The 16612-nt window shown below is 70.3% G+C and carries 12 protein-coding genes and 1 pseudogene; 6 read left to right on the top strand and 7 right to left on the bottom strand.

Features of this window, described 5'->3' with window-relative positions; translation table 11 throughout:
• Nucleotides 1-195 precede the first annotated feature (195 nt).
• On the bottom strand, nucleotides 196-1803 hold the full coding sequence (locus ACFQVD_RS25320) for a hypothetical protein (protein ID WP_343968215.1): 1608 nt from the start codon (nucleotides 1801-1803) through the stop codon (nucleotides 196-198).
• Between the two features lie 496 nt (nucleotides 1804-2299).
• Between ACFQVD_RS25320 and ACFQVD_RS25315 the strand changes: the two genes are divergently transcribed.
• The 3 genes from ACFQVD_RS25315 to ACFQVD_RS25305 all read left to right on the top strand — a co-directional run bounded on the left by ACFQVD_RS25315 (nucleotide 2300) and on the right by ACFQVD_RS25305 (nucleotide 6510).
• Complete coding sequence (locus tag ACFQVD_RS25315) at nucleotides 2300-3751, top strand: DUF2079 domain-containing protein (protein ID WP_343968212.1); 1452 nt, start codon at nucleotides 2300-2302, stop codon at nucleotides 3749-3751.
• A 211-nt stretch (nucleotides 3752-3962) separates the two neighbouring features.
• The gene (locus tag ACFQVD_RS25310) at nucleotides 3963-5447 is read left to right on the top strand and encodes an MFS transporter (protein WP_343968210.1); all 1485 of its coding nucleotides are present in this window, start codon (nucleotides 3963-3965) and stop codon (nucleotides 5445-5447) included.
• 184 nt (nucleotides 5448-5631) lie between these two features.
• Nucleotides 5632-6510 (top strand): DMT family transporter, encoded by an 879-nt coding sequence (locus ACFQVD_RS25305; protein WP_343968208.1) that lies wholly within the window; start codon nucleotides 5632-5634, stop codon nucleotides 6508-6510.
• Between the two features lie 148 nt (nucleotides 6511-6658).
• On the opposite strand, the gene ACFQVD_RS25300 is transcribed toward ACFQVD_RS25305, so the two are convergent.
• The 5 genes from ACFQVD_RS25300 to ACFQVD_RS25280 form a co-directional block, all read right to left on the bottom strand.
• Entirely contained in the window at nucleotides 6659-7525 is an 867-nt protein-coding gene (locus ACFQVD_RS25300; protein WP_343968206.1) for an ABC transporter ATP-binding protein, read from the bottom strand.
• A gap of 1 nt (nucleotide 7526) precedes the next feature.
• Nucleotides 7527-8357, bottom strand: a complete 831-nt coding sequence (locus tag ACFQVD_RS25295; RefSeq protein ID WP_343968204.1) for a hypothetical protein — start codon at nucleotides 8355-8357, stop codon at nucleotides 7527-7529.
• Nucleotides 8354-9055, bottom strand: coding sequence for a hypothetical protein (locus ACFQVD_RS25290; RefSeq protein ID WP_343968202.1), 702 nt, complete (start codon nucleotides 9053-9055; stop codon nucleotides 8354-8356). Before ACFQVD_RS25290 ends, ACFQVD_RS25295 begins: the two co-directional genes overlap by 4 nt.
• A gap of 69 nt (nucleotides 9056-9124) precedes the next feature.
• Complete coding sequence (locus ACFQVD_RS25285) at nucleotides 9125-9970, bottom strand: hypothetical protein (RefSeq protein WP_343968200.1); 846 nt, start codon at nucleotides 9968-9970, stop codon at nucleotides 9125-9127.
• The gene (locus ACFQVD_RS25280; RefSeq protein WP_343968198.1) at nucleotides 9954-10544 is read right to left on the bottom strand and encodes an RNA polymerase sigma factor; all 591 of its coding nucleotides are present in this window, start codon (nucleotides 10542-10544) and stop codon (nucleotides 9954-9956) included. Before ACFQVD_RS25280 ends, ACFQVD_RS25285 begins: the two co-directional genes overlap by 17 nt.
• A 182-nt stretch (nucleotides 10545-10726) precedes the next feature.
• Here ACFQVD_RS25280 and ACFQVD_RS25275 point away from each other — a divergent pair, with 182 nt between their 5' ends.
• The 3 genes and pseudogenes from ACFQVD_RS25275 to ACFQVD_RS44855 all read left to right on the top strand — a co-directional run.
• Entirely contained in the window at nucleotides 10727-12478 is a 1752-nt protein-coding gene (locus ACFQVD_RS25275; protein ID WP_343968196.1) for a glycerol-3-phosphate dehydrogenase/oxidase, read from the top strand.
• 311 nt (nucleotides 12479-12789) lie between these two features.
• Nucleotides 12790-13215 carry a hypothetical protein gene (locus ACFQVD_RS25270; protein ID WP_343968194.1) on the top strand — a complete coding sequence of 142 codons (426 nt, stop codon included), beginning with the start codon at nucleotides 12790-12792 and terminating at the stop codon, nucleotides 13213-13215.
• Between the two features lie 130 nt (nucleotides 13216-13345).
• Nucleotides 13346-13587 (top strand): annotated as a pseudogene (locus ACFQVD_RS44855) (IS982 family transposase); the annotation flags it as partial.
• A 20-nt stretch (nucleotides 13588-13607) separates the two neighbouring features.
• On the opposite strand, the gene ACFQVD_RS25265 reads toward ACFQVD_RS44855, so the two are convergent.
• Nucleotides 13608-16514, bottom strand: coding sequence for a M36 family metallopeptidase (locus tag ACFQVD_RS25265; protein WP_343968192.1), 2907 nt, complete (start codon nucleotides 16512-16514; stop codon nucleotides 13608-13610).
• Nucleotides 16515-16612: the final 98 nt, after the last annotated feature.

Below are 16612 nucleotides of genomic sequence, written 5' to 3'. Positions count from 1 at the left end.
CCTTGACTGCCTGGTCGCCGCCGGTCGGTTATCCGGTGCCTGGCAGGCAGGTCGCGGGGATCGACAACGAATCGGGCAACGGAGTCCTTCGGGGTGGGCCGCCAGGGGGCCGGTGACTCGGGGCGTCCGAGGAACTCGCGGGCGAGTTCCTCGGGAAGGTCGTCCTCATGCTCCGTGCCGGGCGCCCGGTCACGGTTACCGGGAGGATCCTCCGTTCGGCCAGCGGACGCGGGTGTGGGCCAGGCCGTTGTCCTGGCGGGCCCGCTCGCGGCGGTCGCCGGTGACGCAGACCTGGTCGCCGATGAAGGCCTCGCGCCAGACGTAGCCGGACACGCAGGTGCGCGGGCCGTAGGGGCCGTCGGTCCACCTGCTCGCCGCGGCGGCGTTGTCCTCCAGGACCTGCAGGCGGGTTTCCATGGTCACGCAGACGTAGTCGCTCGCGTCGGCCTGGCGCCAGACGTAGTCGTCGGCGCAGGCGTTCGGTCCCCATACGTTGCGGACGGGGTTGGTCCGGGAGGGAGCGGCCTGGTTGTCGGCGATGATCTGCTGTTCGGTCTCGGGGGTGATGCAGACCTTGTCGGTGGGGGTGATCAGCCGCCAGCGCCGGGTGGACAGGCAGCCTCCTGTTTCGTAGTCCACCCACCTGGGCGCGTCCTCGTTGTCGACCCGCGCCTGCTCGCGGGCGGCGGGCGTCACGCACACCTTGTCACCGGCCACGGCCTCGCGGTGGTCGTAGCCCTCCAGGCACTTGGTGGTGGCGTCGGTGCTGACGGTGACGGTCGCGGAGTCCGAGCCGACCGAGTCGACGGTCACGGTAACGCCGTAGGCGTCGATCGCCTGCATCGGCTCTTTGTCGCTCATCTTCTTGGTCAGGTATGGCCTGCCGCCGATGTAGTTGTGGATGAGCACGGTGTCGCCGGGGATGCCGGCACTCTGCCCGGTCTTCTTGCGGAACTCCACCGTGTAGTACTGCGACGGGTCCGAGTCGTGGGGAACGCGGACCAGCAGCGTTCCCGGCAGGTCGGGCCGCTCCAGGGGGGCGAGCTTGACGGTCCGGGTGGTCACCCCGTCCTTGGCCAGGGTGACCACCCGGTCGCCGGGCAGCCAGCCGAGTTCGTCCAGGTGCGGGCCGCTGAGCCCGACCGTGCCGCGGCCGAACCGCGCCGAGGGGGCGGCGTGGACGTTCGGGTTGCTCAGCGCGTCCCACTGGTCGTCGTACTGTCCCGGAGCGGTCCAGACGGGCCACGACGGGCTACGCCAGAGCGTCGACCTGGGATAGGACAGGCCAGATCGGTTCAGTACGTGTGCGGTGACCGTGGCGAGGTCCCACAGCGGCGGGTCCAGCACGACCGGCGCGGTGGTCTCGTCCAGCGGGACCTTGGCGTCGAGTCCGACGGAGGCGTTGACCATCACGGCCAGGCGGTGGCCGGCGGGCACGCCGTATCCGCCGATGCCCGCCGCGTTCGTGCAGCTCTTGACCCTCGCCTCGGGGCTCTGTGCCTTCCACTGTTCGGCGGTGACGGACATCGGGAACCAGCCCTTCACGACCGAGCCGGCCATCGAGGCCCGGCCGCGTGACTGCTCGGCGACGAAGTCGGCGAGCCCGCCCTTGCCCAGGCCCTCGGTGGTGAACAGGTCCTCGAAGTGCTGCGGATTCTTGGGCTCTTCGAAATGGTCGGCGAACTTGCACAGCAGTACCGACCAGGGGGTCTGTCCCTGGATGGGGGTGGCGAGCGCGGGTTGGGCCGGAAGCCAGGTCAGGGCCACCGCCGAGGCCAGAACGGCCAGGGATGCTCTTTTCAAGCGCACGGGTTCTCCTCTGCGGGGCGGCAGACGACCCGAGAGTCCAGATCGGTCTTGCGGGCCCCTTTGATCTTGCTGGGACGGACGAGTGCCCGCCGTTGAGCCCAGGGGGTGCGGCTGGGACTAACCGGGAGATTAGGCAACGCCTTCATCCCGCGTCGTCCGCCGTGGGACTGATCGACGCTCCGCCGCGCAGTTGATCCCCGCCTCCCGCGAATCGACCGGACGGTGTTCCCGTACGGGGTGGGAGTGTGCCGCCGTACCCGGGGCCTCAGGCCCCGGGTCACCCTTTGGCGCCCATCACCGGCGAGCCGGGAGAGCGACGGGGCGGGCGGGGTTTTTGTGAAAGTAAAATGTGGCAGTTTCCAGCTAATGTCCATGATGCTAGTTTTTGATCGCTTTGGTATCCGGCGCGCTGGAGACGAGACAGGTGGGCTTGCAGCCAGACACGGCCGAGTGGGCGAGCCTCCGGTCGGCGGTCCCTGCGGTGCTCCGGATGGTGGCACGGAGACGGCACGTGGTCGCCCTGACCGCGCTGGTCCTCTCGGCCACCGGGGTCTACTGCCTGCTGGGGCTGGTCAGGTACGACCTGTTCCGGGCGACCAGCATGGACCTGACGCTGTTCGACCAGGCGGTGCGGGGCTTCGCCTCCTTCGATGCCCCGACCAGTCCGGTACGCGGCGTCAACCTCGGTCTGGGCATGGACTTCGTGCAGCTGGGCGAGCACTTCTCGCCGATCCTGGCGGTGCTGGCCCCGCTGTACTGGCTGCATGACGGCCCCGAGACGCTGATCGTGGCCCAGGCGGCGCTGTTCGCGCTGGCCATACCGCCGCTGTGGCTGTTCACCCGGCGGACGCTCGGCACCCGCCCCGCCTACCTGGTCGCCGTCGCCTACGCGGTGTCCTGGCCGATCGCGAGGGCGGTGAACTTCGACTTCCACGAGGCCGCGTTCGCCCCGCTGCTCACCGCCGTCATGATCGAGCGCTTCAGCGCCGGCAGACACGGCCACACCGCGCTGGCGGCGGCGGCCCTGCTGCTGGTCAAGGAGGACATGGGGCTGATGCTCGTCGGGTTCGGCGGGTACGTCCTGCTTCAGGTGCGACGCCGGCACGGGACCTTGCACGGGGTCGTGTACGGGGTCATGTACATGGGGGTCGGTCTGGCGTACACCGGTCTCGTCCTCGCCGTCCTCATCCCGTCCGTGGGCGGCGACTCCACCATGTACTGGGCGTACGGCCATCTCGGTGGCGACATGTCCGCGGTGGCCGTGCACGCCCTCAGCGACCCGCTGGGCGTCCTCGGCAGCCTCTTCAGCCCGCAGGTCAAGCTCGACACGCTGGCCTTCCTGCTGTGGCCGACCCTGCTGGCCTGCCTGTTCTCCCCGCTGACGCTGTTCGCCCTCCCCCAGTTGCTGGAACGCATGCTCTCGGACCGCGCGCAGTGGTGGGTGACCGACTTCCACCACAGCGCCATCACGGTGGCCGTCCTGTTCTGCGCGGGAGTCGACGGAGCCGCCCGGGTGATCCGCTGGGCCCGAGATCGCGAACCCGGCCTGAGTGAGCGCGGCGCGTCGCTGCTCTGGGCGGCCGCCGTCTGTGCCGTCGCGCTCACCCTCGTCCCGCGATTCCCCCTCGACCAGCTCATCAGGCCCTCCTTCTACGAGAAACAGCCCGATGTGGTCGCGGCCGAGCAGGCGGTCGCGGCCGTACCCTCCGGCGTGGTCGTCGCGGCCGTCAACCACGTGGGCCCCCACCTGTCCGCCCGCACCACTGTCCTGCTGTGGGAGGACAGACCCCCCGTCGCCCCCTGGATCGTCGCCGACACCGCCCGTGTCGCCTACCCCTGGATCTCACTCGACCGCCAGCGCCAGCACGTCGACGAACTGAGGAGCCAGGGCTACCAGGTCGTCTACGACCGCGAGGGCTACGTGGTCCTGCACCGCGCCTGATCTTCTGGACCACGTCCGCCGGGGCAGGCGTCCTGGATGCGCCGACCATGGGCGTCGGTGACGGCGACACGGCCCAATGATCTTTCAACGTGTGTGGCGTGAGTCGACCAGGATGCGCATCCGCCGGAGGCCCCCGTGTCCCGGCAGTGTCCCCACCGCGTCGGCCCCAGGTCCACTTCGGGGCATAAAGGCAGTGGGGGAGATGAGATCTATGTCCGCGGATCCGGGGGGAAGGCGGCACATCGGGGGCGGCGGCTTGGTGCGTGCCGTGGTCGACTGGGCCGCGCGGCGGATGACGGCCGTGGTGGGAGGCCCCGCGCGATTCCAGATCATTGTCCTGCTGGCCTGCGTTCTCGGACTTGTCGCCGCGGACCAGGCGGCCCTCGGGGCGGTGGGGGTGGAGGTCAAACAGAGCCTGGGCATCACGAACACCGAACTCGGGTCCCTGTCCGCGGTGTCGTCGGGGGCCGGTGCCCTGGCCGTCCTGCCCGTCGGTGTGCTGACCGACCGGGTGCGGCGGGTGCGGATCCTGGTCGTGAGCATCGCCGTGTGGAGTCTGGCCATGCTGGTCAGCGGTCTGGCCGATTCGTTCTTGTGGCTCCTGCTCTCCCGGCTGGCGCTCGGAGCCGTGACGGCCGCGGCCGGGCCGACGATCGCCTCGCTCGTCGGTGATTTCTTCCCGGCCGCCGAACGGGGCCGGATCTACGGTTTCATCCTGAGCGGCGAGATGCTCGGTGCCGGATCCGGGCTGCTGGTAGGCGGTAATCTCGGGTATTTCCTGTCGTGGCGTTCCACCTTCTGGTTCCTCGGACTGCTCGGGATCGTCCTGATGTTCGTCATCGTTCGAAAACTGCCCGAGCCCGAACGCGGCGGCCAGAGCCGGCTGCTCGCCGGAACGCCCGGCCCGGCCTCCGGGCCGGGCGACGCGGCGCGTTCCGCGGTGCGGGATCTCGGGATCGAACCCGATCCGGCGTTGGTGCTCCACCGTGACCCGGTACGGATGTCGATGTGGCAGGCGGCGCGGTACGTGCTGCGGATCCGGACGAATGTCGTCTTGATCATCGCCTCGGCGGTTGGATACTTCTTTTTCGCCGGTCTGCGGATCTTCGGTGTCGTCTTCGTCCACCAGCAGTACGGCCTCAGCCAGGCCGCGGTGACGGGTCTGGTGCCGCTCGTCGGGTTCGGTGCCCTGCTGGGGGTGCTCTGTGGCGGGCGGATCGCCGACTGGTTCACCCGCCGCGGGCGTGTCAGCGCCCGCCTGGTGGTCCCCGCGGTCGCGTACCTGACCGGTGCGGCCTTCTGCCTCCCGGGCCTGCTCACCACGTCGATGGCGATCGCACTGCCGTTCCTCTTCGTCTCGGCCGGCTCGTTGTCGGCGGCCAACCCCCCGTTGGACGCCGCCCGCCTCGACGTCGTCCACTTCCGCCTTTGGGGGCGCGCGGAGAGCATCCGCACATTCCTTCGCACGGGTGCGGAGACCGCCGCTCCGGTGACCTTCGGCTTCCTGGCCGACGTCCTCGACCCGGGCGGGACGAGGAGCGCGCAGGGCTTGCAGTACACCTTCCTGATCATGCTGGTGCCGCTGATCGCGAACGCGATCGTTCTCCTGTACGGCCGGCGTACATATCCCCGCGACGTCGCGACGGCGACCGCCTCCGAACGAATGACGGACACGGGGCGTGGAGCTCAGGCATGAGTGAAAGTCCGGCAGGTCGGATACGGTGCCGGAGTTCGGGGAAAGGCTTGGTCGGGGGTCCGTTCAGCACCAGCCTGCCGGGCCGGACCACTCACGTAGTGGGCACTGGTGGTCAGGATGTGGGGAACGCCTGCACCGCCCGGTGTCCTTCTGCCGGACCGGACATCGAAACAGGTCACCGCTTGTGGTCATCGTGATCTCGCTGGGTGCGGCGTGCCTTCTCGGCCTCGGTTTCGTCGCACAGCAGCATGCGGCGTACCGCCAGCCCCTGGAGGACATGCTGCGCCTGCGCCTGCTGCTGCACCTCATCCGCACACCGTTGTGGCTGGGCGGGATCGGGCTGATGCTCTGCGGCCAGATCCTCGGCGCTCTCGCGCTGCGGGAGGCGGACGTGGCGAAGGTGACGCCGCTACTGGCGATGAACCTGCTGTTCGCGCTGACCGCGGCCCATGTCGTCTACCAGGAGCCGTTCGGACGCACGTTGCAGCTGGGGGCGGTGCTGGTGAGCGGAGGAGTGGCGCTGTTCCTGTACGGCGGCCGGCCCCATGGCGGGGCTCTGCCTGGATCGGGTTCCATGCGGTGGCTGGCGGTGCTCTCGGTGGTCGTGGTGGCGGGTGTGCTGGTCCTGGTCGGCCGGCGGCGTTCCCTGCAGGTCAGGGCGATGTTGCTGGCGGCGGCCGCCGGGGTGCTGTACGGGCTGCAGGACGTGCTGACGCGCAGTTCCCTGCTCACCCTGGACAGCGGGCTGAACCTGGCCGGTACCTGGCAGCCGTACCTGCTGCCCTGCGTCGCCGTGGTGGGGTTGCTGCTCAACCAGAGCGCGTTCGACGCCGCCCCGCTCCGGATCTCGTTGCCGGCCACCACGGCCGCCGAGCCGATCACCGGGATCGTGCTGGGCGTGGCGATCTTCTCCGAGCGGCTGCGGGTCACTCCGGAGGCGCTCGCGGCGGAGGTGGCCGGCTTGATCGCGATGGTGACCGGCATCATCATCCTCGGCCGGTCCCGGTTTCTGGCCAAACCGACGCGGAATGCTCTTCGGCGCCAGGATGAAGAGCGGCAGTGATCCGCTCGCGACGACCGGCGATGCTCCGGCCCCGGTCCCACCGAAGGGGCGGCTCCTCGCGGCCGGACGGGTGTCGCGCGAGGAGCTCCTCGACAGCTGCGTAAGCCGCTTCCTGCGCGACCGGCTCCGCCGGCCGCGGTCCACGCTGTCAGCGGCCGGTTTCCATCAGAGCCAGGTAGCCGTCCTCCAGGGTCGGTTCGGCCGGGCGGGCGTGGGGGGCGGGGGCGGTGGGGGCGATGAGGCGGTAGCGCATTCCGGTGCCCTCGGGGACGGCGGCCACGACCCTGCCGTACGAGGGGGCGGGGCCGGGGGTGGTCAGGGTCCACACCCGGTGGTCGGCCTGGGAGACCAGTTCGCCGACGTCCCCGGTGAAGGCGAGGCGCCCCTTGGTGAGCACCGCGAGGAGACGGCAGGTCTGGGCCACGTCCTCGACGATGTGCGTGCTGAGCAGGACCGTGCGCTCCCCGGCGAGCTGGGAGAGCAGGGTGCGGAACCGGATCCGCTCCTCGGGGTCCAGGCCGGTGGTCGGCTCGTCCACGATGAGCAGCCGGGGGTCGGCGAGCAGCGCCTGGGCGATGCCGGCCCGGCGCAGCATGCCACCGGAGAAGCCCTTGAGCCTGCGGTCGGCGTCCTGGGTGAGGGAGACCACCTCCAGCAGCTCGCCGATCCGGCGCCGCCGGGCGGGGCGGGAGTCGATCCCCTTGAGCAGGGCGATGTAGTCCAGGAACTGCCGCGCGGTCAGGTCGGGGTAGACCCCCAGGTCCTGGGGGAGGTAGCCGAGCGTCCGCTGGACGGCGAGGCGTCCGTCGGCGGTGGCGATGTCATGGCCGCCGACGCGGACCGTCCCCGAGGTGGGCTTGAGCAGCCCGGCCAGGATGCGCATGAGCGTGGTCTTGCCCGCTCCGTTGGAGCCGAGCAGACCGTACATACCGGTCGGCACGTCAAGGTCGAGCCCGTTGAGGGCGTGCACGCCGCCCTTGTAGGTCTTGGTCAGGCGGGAGATCTCGATGCGCATGTCAGGACTCCGTCCGGGTGGTGTGGAGACGGGCGAGGGAGAGGACGGAAAGCGCGAGCACCAGCATCACGCCGATCCACAGGAAGGCGGTGGACTCGGTGGCCACGGGCCGCAGGAAGTTCAGCGAGGCGTCGGACCAGGGGCCGTAGACGTCGCCCTCAGGCGGCAGAACGGTGTTCGGGGGCAGCTTTGGAAGGTGGTAGCCGAGAAGGCCGTAGGCCACGTACTGGCTGTTGGGTGAGAGGATGCTGTGGGACACCGTCGGCATCATGCTGGGGGGAATGAGGCTCCCCCAGAACCAGTAGGCGACGAACAGCACCTGGAACAGCATCGGCGGCATCAGCAGCGGACCGGCCAGGGCGAGCGCCCCCACGAAGAGCAGCCCGGGGACGATGGCCACCACGAAGACCGCCACCGCCCAGCCCAGCGCGGAGGGCTCGCCCTCGGCGATCGCGTAGGCCACGGCCCGGCCGAAGTAGGCGAGCGCGAGCGGCGTGACGGTGGCCGCGCACGTGCCGAGGTACTTGCCGACCAGCCGAGCGGTGTGACCGGTCGGGGTCGTGTCCAGGATCCCGGCGACGCCGAGCCGCCGGTCGCGGACGAGCCGGTCGGCGAGCAGGCACCCGTAGACGATGGGCAGCAGGGACATGAGCAGGGTGGCCGACGCGACCATGGCCGTGTTCGGGAGGGTTCCCTGGCCGCCGCCCAGGTCCAGCGTCACGTACGTCGAGCCGAAGCCGGCGACGGTCACCGCGAGGGTCAGCCCGTAGACGATCCACAGCATGGGCCGGCGGATCTGCATGCGGAACTCGTAGCGGAAGGTCGCGATCATTCGACCTCACCCCCGAGAATCCGCTCGGCGTCGCCGAGCAGCGGCCAGGCCGCGGCGGCGAGCAGTGGAGCGGTCGCCAGCAGGGTCAGCCGGTTGGGCAGCCAGTCGCCGGGCACCGTCCCGTGCGTGGTGGCGAACATGTGGAGCAGGCGGAGCATCAGGTCCTCCTGGAAGAGGTGTGCGAGCATCTGTTCGAACAACCAGATGAACGAGACGATCGCGGTGGCGGCGGCGGCGCTGCGGAGCGCGGCCGCGAGGAGCAGTCCCAGGGCCGCCAGCCAGAGTGTCGGGGAGAGCCAGGCGAGCTGACCGGCCAGGCCGTGGGACGCGACGGGCAGCAGGTCCCACCAGCCGGTGACGACCAGGAGCAGCGAGGCGACCAGGGCGCAGCACGACGCCCATCCGATCGTCGCCGCCAGGCGGCGCAGCAGGGTCGATCGGTACCTCACGGGCAGGGTGAGCTGCAGTTCCACCGCGCGGTCCCGGCCGATCAGCGAGGCGGCGGCGATACCGGCCAGGAGCGGGACGCCCGTTTCCAGCATCGTCATGAGGAACCACGCCGTGTTCCCCTCCCGGGAACCGAGCCGGGTGCCGAAGAGCGCGAGGAGCAGTATGAGCAGGAGGAGGGCCGGCGGGGCCAGCAGGGCCGTTGGACCGGCCCTTCGCGTCTCGTGCGACCAGAGTTCGAGGGGTCTCATGATCGGTGAGTTGCGAGGGTACGCCGAATCGGTTCAACCGATCTCCGTCGGGAGTGCAGAGACGGCAGGTCATGGCCGGCGGGTCGTGCGGGCACGATGGATCGGTTCACCCGTTCCCACCGCGATCACGGCGGCGAGGAGGAGGGCCAGGGCGAGTCCGACCATGGCCGGGCTGGTCGTCCAGAGATCCCGGAGGCCGTCCGGTACGGGCAGATCGGTGGTGGTCAGCGCGTAGAGGGTCCACACCGCCAGCCCGACGCCCATCGCGCCGCCGGGGTTCCAGCACACCGACAGCAGCAGGCTGAGCGCCGCGAGCATCGCCATGGGGCCCAGCCAGGTGCTGACCAGCGGCACCAGCCCAAAGGGAGCGGAGTCCAGCGAGAACAGTGCCAGAGCCGCCGATGCGAGCAGTGCCAGAGCCAGGTCGTAGCCGAACACCAGTGTCAGCCGGGCCAGCAGGATGACGCGCGGCGACATCGGCGTGGCGGCGACCAGCTCGAAGGCGTCGTCGTGCTCGGGGCCGTACGACGCGGCGACACCGGCCATGGCGATCAGCGGAGCGGCGAGGGCGAGCACGAACTCCCCGGAACTGCCCTTGGCCATGACGAAGCCGACGCTGATCGCCATGACCAGCGCGGAGGCAAGCCAGATCGCCGGATGCAGCAGCCTGGCCTCCATCGCCAGCAACGCCCACGCCCGATACGGCCTCGGGGTGGCCGGGGTCGCCGCCAGGTCGCCGAGCCCGGACCTCATCAGGACGGTACGCACGATCTCGGGGCCGGGCGGAGCCGGGATGCCCTCGCGGATCCCCCGGAGTTCGGGCCAGTCGTGGAGTTCCGGTGGTTCGGGTCGCCCGGAGATCCCCGGAGCCTCGGATCGGCCGTGGGTCTCCGGTGGTTCAGGATGTCCGGTCATCGACGTACCCCCTCAGGGTCGCTCGGGCGTGGTGCAGGCGGCTTTTCACCGTGCCGACCGGGATTTCCAGTACTTCGGCGATCTCCCGGTGGCTCAGGTCGTCGAGGAAGGCGAGTACGACCACCTCGCGTTGGGCCGGCGGCAGCCGGGCCAACGCCGCCCGCACCCGATCGTCGCCCACGGCCAGTTCCTCGGGGCCCGGTAGGGGATCGACCCCCTCGGACGGTTCGGCCGTGAGGGGAGGCGGGGTGCCGCGCAGCCGGTTGTGCGCCTGCCTGCGCGCCACCCCGAACAGCCAGGTGCTGACGCTGGAGCGATTCTGGTAGGTGCCCGCCGAGCGCCACACGGCCAGCAGCGTGTCCTGGAGGATCTCCTCGGCCGTGCCCCGATCCCCGGCGAGCCGGTAGATGAAGGCGAACAGCGGCCTGGCGTATCGCTCGTACAGCTCGGTCAGCGCGCCCGCGTCGCCGTCGGCCACCCTGGCCAGCACGCGGGTGTCGTCCTCCCGCGCGCGGGCACGTCGGCGCGCGGCGCCGAACCAGCGCAGTGCCATTCTCTCGGTTCCCCCGTCCACGCCAGGTGGGTAGCGCCGGCCCCCGGTCGGGGTTCAATCGATCTTCGGGAACGGTTTTCCCGCTGTACATGGGGATATGGCGTGAATCTCGCCCGCTGCTTCCTACTCGTCAGTAATGGTGCCTAGGGTAGATGGGTAGATACATCGCGTAAGGCGACAAGTCGCACCCCAGGGGGTTGCAAATGACGGCGCGAATGGGCACCGCACGGCTCGGTCCTGCCGAGCGGTCCGCCGCACTGGCGCAGATGAGCGCCGAGGAACTCGATGTGGTGGTGATCGGAGGCGGAGTCGTCGGAGCGGGGGTCGCGCTGGACGCGGCGACCCGGGGGTTGTCGGTCGGGCTGCTGGAGGCGCGCGACTTCGCCTCGGGCACCTCCTCCAGATCCTCCAAGCTCATCCACGGGGGGTTGCGCTACCTGGAACAGCTCAACTTCGAGCTGGTCAGGGAGGCGCTCCAGGAGCGGGCCCTGCTGCTGCAGCGGATCGCCCCGCACCTGGTGCGGCCGGTGCCCTTCCTGTTCCCGCTCAAGCACATGGGCTGGGAGCGGCCCTATGTCGGCGCGGGCCTGGTGCTGTACGACACGATGGGCTTCTCCACCGGCCTCACCCGGGGCGTGCCCGGCCATCGGCACCTGTCGCGTACCAGGGCGCTGCGGCTCGCGCCCGCGCTGCGGAAGTCGGCGTTCTCCGGCGCGGTGCAGTACTGGGACGCCCAGGTCGACGATGCCCGCTACGTGATGACCATGCTGCGGACCGCGTCCACGTACGGGGCCAACGTCGCCTCGCGGGCGCAGGTGGTGGGCTTCCTCCGCGAGGGGGAGCGGGTCACCGGCGTCCGGGTGCGCGATCTGGAGAGCGGCGGTGAGCTGGACGTGCGGGCCCGCCAGGTGGTCAACGCCACCGGCGTGTGGACCGACGACATCCAGGAGCTGGTCGGCGGGCGCGGGCAGATCCACGTGCGCGCCTCCAAGGGCATCCACCTGGTGGTGCCGCGCGACCGGATCCACTCGCTCACCGGGATCATCCTGCGCACCGAGAAGTCGGTGCTGTTCGTCATCCCCTGGGGCCGTCACTGGATCGTCGGCACCACCGACACCGCGTGGGAGCTGGACCGGGCGCATCCGGCGGCGTCGCGGTCGGACATCGACTACATCCTCGACCACGTGAACGAGGTGCTCTCGGTCCCGCTCACCCACGAGGACGTCGAGGGTGTCTACGCGGGGCTGCGCCCGCTGCTGTCGGGGGAGTCCGAGGAGACCTCCAAGCTCTCCCGCGAGCACGTGGTGGCCCACCCGGTCCCGGGGCTGGTGATGGTGGCCGGAGGAAAATACACGACATATCGTGTTATGGCGAAGGATGCGGTCGACGCGGTGGCGCACGGCCTGGACCAGCGGGTCCCGTCCTCCTGCACCGACCGCGTCCCGCTGGCCGGGGCCGAGGGCTACCAGGCGCTGTGGAACTCCCGGCAGCGGCTGGCCCACTCCTCCGGGCTGCACGTGGCCAGGATCGAGCACCTGCTCCAGCGGTACGGCTCGATGATCGACGAGGTGCTGGAGCTGATCGAGCGGGACCCGTCGCTGGCCAAACCGCTGACCGGAGCGGACGACTACCTCCGGGCGGAGGTGGTCTACGCGGCCACCCACGAGGGGGCCAGGCATGTGAACGACGTGCTGACCCGGCGCACGCACATCTCGATCGAAACCTTCCACCGCGGCGTGGCCGTGGTCGAGGAGGCCGCCCAACTGCTCGCCGGGCCGCTGGGCTGGGACGCCGAGCAGATCAAGCGCGAGGTGGAGTACTACACCAAGCGCGTCGAGTCGGAGCGCCTCTCCCAGGAGCAGGACACCGACCAGGAGGCCGACGCCATCCGCCTCGGCGCCCCGGAGATCGTCCCGGTGGCCGGACCGGACGTCCAGCCGGTCCAACCGATCTAAGCCGGTGTGACCGTCCGGAGCGCGCCTCAAGACCGGACACCGGCCCGCGGACCGCGCGGTCACGCAAACGTGCCGTTTCTCGGCGGACCTCCGCGCGGGTGGTCGGCCTTCACGGCCGGCCAACACGGTTCCGGCGACGCTCACCGTGGCCGTCGCGGTCACCGCCGGACCACGTCCGGCCGTGATCCACGTCACACTCCGGCCGGGCTAGAACCTATGGCGGCCCCGTCGGCTACTCACCGAGTAGATCCCGAAACGACAAGGGATCACCAGGGCCATACGGGCCGGGAAGACTTGGCGAAGGAGCCACCGTGAACAAGAAAATGATCGCCGTGATCGTCGGGGCGAGCTTGACGGTCGGGGTTTTCGGACTGGGCGCCGGCAGCGCGTTCGCCAGCGACAAGGTCGGCGTGACCGGCAAGATCGTAGCCGAGGCGGCGCCGAAGCCGCCGAAGGGTGCCAGGGCGGTCGTCCAGGTCAGCCCCAACCCCACCGCCAAGCGAGGAGAGGAGCTGACGATCACCGGCCACTGCGGCGGGGGTAAGGGGCTCAAGGCCGTGGTCAGCGGCGCGTATGGCGGCGTACCGTCGCTGGAGAACATCCGTATCATCGACGACAACCCGAAGAAGTTCGTGGCCAAGGCGACCCTCTCCCACAAGATCGGCAACGGTGTCGGCCCCGTCTTCGTCGACTGCGGCGGCGAGGCCGGCGTGACCCTCCTGGTCACCCACGTCTGATCCGATCCTTCCCGCGAGGGTCTGTGAGTAGGGGACGAACCATGAGTTCGTTGGGGTCGTCGCGGCCTGGATAGCCCCAGGACCTGGGCTTGTCCGCCGGCGCTCCGGCTTCTTCGGGGGTGATCCGTCGCGGCCCGCCCGCGAGGACGAACCTTCGCGGGCGGGCCGCAGTCGTTCACACCGCTGCGTCAGGTCGAGTCGGTCGATCAGACCTTGAAGGGCCGACTCGACCTGGAACGCCACAGTGGTCGTAATCCTGGGAGAGTGATCATCCGCATCCCGCAGTGTTTTCTCGCGCTGACCGCCGCTTCGTGGCACGACCACACCAGCGGCCAGGTCGCGCCGCGCTCACGGACCGCCTACGATCACTGATTCCCCTTGGACTCGATCACTTAGCGGGTGAAGGCCTGGAACTCGGCGGCGCGCAGCTGGTCCCTGGCGGGGCTGGCGGTGCCGCAGTCGGTGGCGGAGTTGGGGTCGGCGTCCTGCTCGCCGGCGTAGAGCGGGTTGCCGGTGCACTGGGTGGAGACGGCCCGCAGGGTCAGGTGGGTCGCGGTGGTCGTCGGGATCTTGAAGGACTTGATCAGCAGGTCGGCGCCCCGGGGGCGCGGCAGACGGGTCTGGAAGGCGTCGGCGGGACTGGTGTAGACGACCGAGAAGGACGCGGGCGAGGCGCAGTCCTTCTTCGTGGCGTCGCAGGCCAGGACCTCGAAGGCGCGCAGGGCGCTGAAGCGGTTCTGGCCGCCGGGGTCGGCCGGGTCGTTGACGCTGGGCCGGAGCATGGCGCTGACCTGCACCCGGCGGACCTTCGACGGGGCGGTCCCGGCCAGGTCCACGGTGACGGATCTGCCGCTGACCGGCCCGGTGAGCGAGGCCCAGTTCGTCGCCTCGGTCTCGTCGATCAGCTTGCCGTGGTTGACGCCGTCACCCGTCGCGGTGGCGCCGAGCGCCGCCGAGGCGACGTTCTTCGCCAGCGGCAGCGGCAGCGGCAGCTTCACGCCGGGCAGCACCGCGAACTTCACCCGGGTGTGCCCGAACCCGTTGCCCGCGACCACGAAGTCGTAGACCCCCGGGGTCATCTCGACGGTGTCGCCGAGCTCGGTCGCCGGGTCGGTGTCGGCCACCGGCACGACGCGGCCCTCGTAGTCGCCGACGTACAGCCGAAGCGCCGCCTCCTTGGCCTCAAGCAACGGCTTGAGCTGGAGCTTCCCGTTCTTCCCCGCGGGGTCGACGAAGCTCGGCGTCGGATCGGGGTCGTTCGGCCCGGTGCTCGCCGCACCCTGGCCGAGGCCGTGCTCGGCGAACGCCCGCCACATGATCGCCTGGTTGGCGCCGCCGAACCGGATGGCGTCGGCCGCGAGCAGCGCGTCGCGGTGGTCGACGTAGCTGACCGCGCCGGAGGCCATCAGCAGCAGCGCGTCGAAGGAGACCTGCGCCCAGCGGCGGTTACCGGGACACTGGTCGAGCGGGGTCTGGCCGTCGGCGCACGCCTTCTGCTTGGCCGGGGTGCCCTCGCCGTACTTCTTCAGGAACGCCTTGCGCACGTCGTACTGGGTCGCCGACCAGATCTCGCCGTCGGCGTGCACCTGCTGGCCGACGAGGTCGTAGGCGATGTCGCTGTAGTTCAGCGGCGAGGTGGCCATGTCGTAGTTGCGGATGCCCGCCTTCTTGTCGCCGGTGACATAGCCGCCGGTGACGGAAGGGGTGTCGCCCGCGGGGCGGAAACCGTACTCGGCGAGGTACTCCATCGCGAACAGGTCGGAGGTGCTCTCGTTCATGGCCCCGGCCTGGGCGCCGCTCCACCCGGCGTTCGGGCCGGCGATCATGCGGCCGGAGATCGCGTGGGTGTACTCGTGCCCGATCACCGACATGTCGTAGTCGCCGTCCACGCAGGGGGCGTAGAACGAGCCCGCGATCGGCTGCCACAGGTACATGTTGGTGATGGGGGCGATCCCGTCGGGACCGGTGATCTGGTTGGCGTTGTCGCGCACGCTGAGCACCCGGGCGCCCGCCTGCGCGTTGCCCTGCTCGGGGTCGCCACCGAGACCGCCGCGCCCGCCGTTGTCGTTCTGCATGTTCCAGGCGGTCTCGGTGAACCCGAGCCGGTAGGACCAGTCGTGCATGCGGTTGTGCATGACGTGCAGGTTGGTCATGGCGGCTTCGAGGTCGGCCTCGCCGGGCTCGTCCAGTGCCGCCGGGTCACACTTGGCGGTGTACCACCTGTTGGTCCACGGATAGGCGTACTGGCGGCTCGGCGTGGCCACGTTGCTCCGGGTGCCCACCGAGAACGCGTCGCCGCTGGCGCGGTTCTCCACGGTCTTGGCGGCGTTGCCGACGCTGGTGTTCGTCGAGGCGTCCGTGGCGTGGGTCAGGTCCCAGGCCTTGCCGGTGGCCGGGTCGGCCCCGACCAGGTCGCAACCGGGGCCCGCGGCGGGGCACCAGGTCTTACGGGTGTCGGTGGAGGAGTAGTCGCCCGGCGGGTTGGCGGGGAACGCCTTCCAGGTGGGGTCGTCGGGCGCGCCGTGGTGGTCCACCAGGTTCTCGCGGGTCAGGATCTCGCCGCTGACCGCGTCGACGTGGGTGGTGTAAGCGGCCGGTTCACCGTCGCCGCCGCCGATCAGGACGACCTGGAACGCGTTGTGCGTCCCGTCGGGGGCGGGCACCGCCGTGGCGGTGGCCTTCTTGACGGTGGCCGTGGCCAGGTCGATCCCGCCGTCCCTGGCCGCGATCTCCAGCGCCTGCCGCTCGGTGAGTCTGGCGGCGGGCGGGGCCTCGGAGGAGCGGGAGAGCGTCGAGGTGACGTGCAGGACCTTGCCGTCCTTCACGCCGACCACGACCTGCCCGTCCACGCCCGCGGGCAGGTCGCCGAACCTCTGCCTGAGCAGTACGGCGTGCCCGTCCCCTATCGGGTTGACGGCGATCTTCTCCAGCGCGTCCACCGCCTCGCCGGAGAGGCCGAAGAGGTTCTCGTTCGCTTTGAGATAGGCCCGCGCGGCCTGTTCGGGGTCGCTGCCGAGGCCCTCGGCCAGGGGAGTGGAGCCGGTGACGACGGCGGGGGTGCCGAGGGCGTTCCACCGGATCGTCGCGGTGCTCGCCGCCGATCTGGAGAGCGAGGCCGGGGGCGCGACGCTGCCGCGCCGGTTGTCCAGGTCGGGCTTGGCGCCCTGTTCGGCCTGGAAGTCGTGGGCCTTGGGGGGCTGGGCGCCGGGTTCGCTCTGCGCGATTCCCGGCAGGGGAAGGGCGAGCGCCGCCGTCGCGGCGGCGATGACGGTGATGCGTAACCAGGGTCTGGTCGACACCGATCCTCCTGCGGAGAGATGGCCGTCGTTGGCCATGCCACACGCGGATCACGTGTGTTGCGCAAGAGGTAACACTTATTCAAGTGTCATAACAAGAT

This window comes from Streptosporangium amethystogenes subsp. fukuiense, from assembly GCF_042665875.1.
Classification (GTDB): domain Bacteria; phylum Actinomycetota; class Actinomycetes; order Streptosporangiales; family Streptosporangiaceae; genus Streptosporangium; species Streptosporangium fukuiense.
Note: the sequence above shows the minus strand (reverse complement) of the source record. Positions and strands in the feature narration are given on the sequence as shown.

Excerpts from the sequence above, each read along its gene's own strand:
- ACFQVD_RS25315 (WP_343968212.1), top strand. The coding sequence starts at position 2,300 with ATGGTGGCACGGAGACGGCACGTGGTCGCCCTGACCGCGCTGGTCCTC.
- ACFQVD_RS25310 (WP_343968210.1), top strand. The coding sequence starts at position 3,963 with ATGTCCGCGGATCCGGGGGGAAGGCGGCACATCGGGGGCGGCGGCTTG.
- ACFQVD_RS25300 (WP_343968206.1), bottom strand. The coding sequence starts at position 7,525 with ATGCGCATCGAGATCTCCCGCCTGACCAAGACCTACAAGGGCGGCGTG.
- ACFQVD_RS25295 (WP_343968204.1), bottom strand. The coding sequence starts at position 8,357 with ATGATCGCGACCTTCCGCTACGAGTTCCGCATGCAGATCCGCCGGCCC.
- ACFQVD_RS25290 (WP_343968202.1), bottom strand. The coding sequence starts at position 9,055 with ATGAGACCCCTCGAACTCTGGTCGCACGAGACGCGAAGGGCCGGTCCA.
- ACFQVD_RS25285 (WP_343968200.1), bottom strand. The coding sequence starts at position 9,970 with ATGACCGGACATCCTGAACCACCGGAGACCCACGGCCGATCCGAGGCT.
- ACFQVD_RS25275 (WP_343968196.1), top strand. The coding sequence starts at position 10,727 with ATGACGGCGCGAATGGGCACCGCACGGCTCGGTCCTGCCGAGCGGTCC.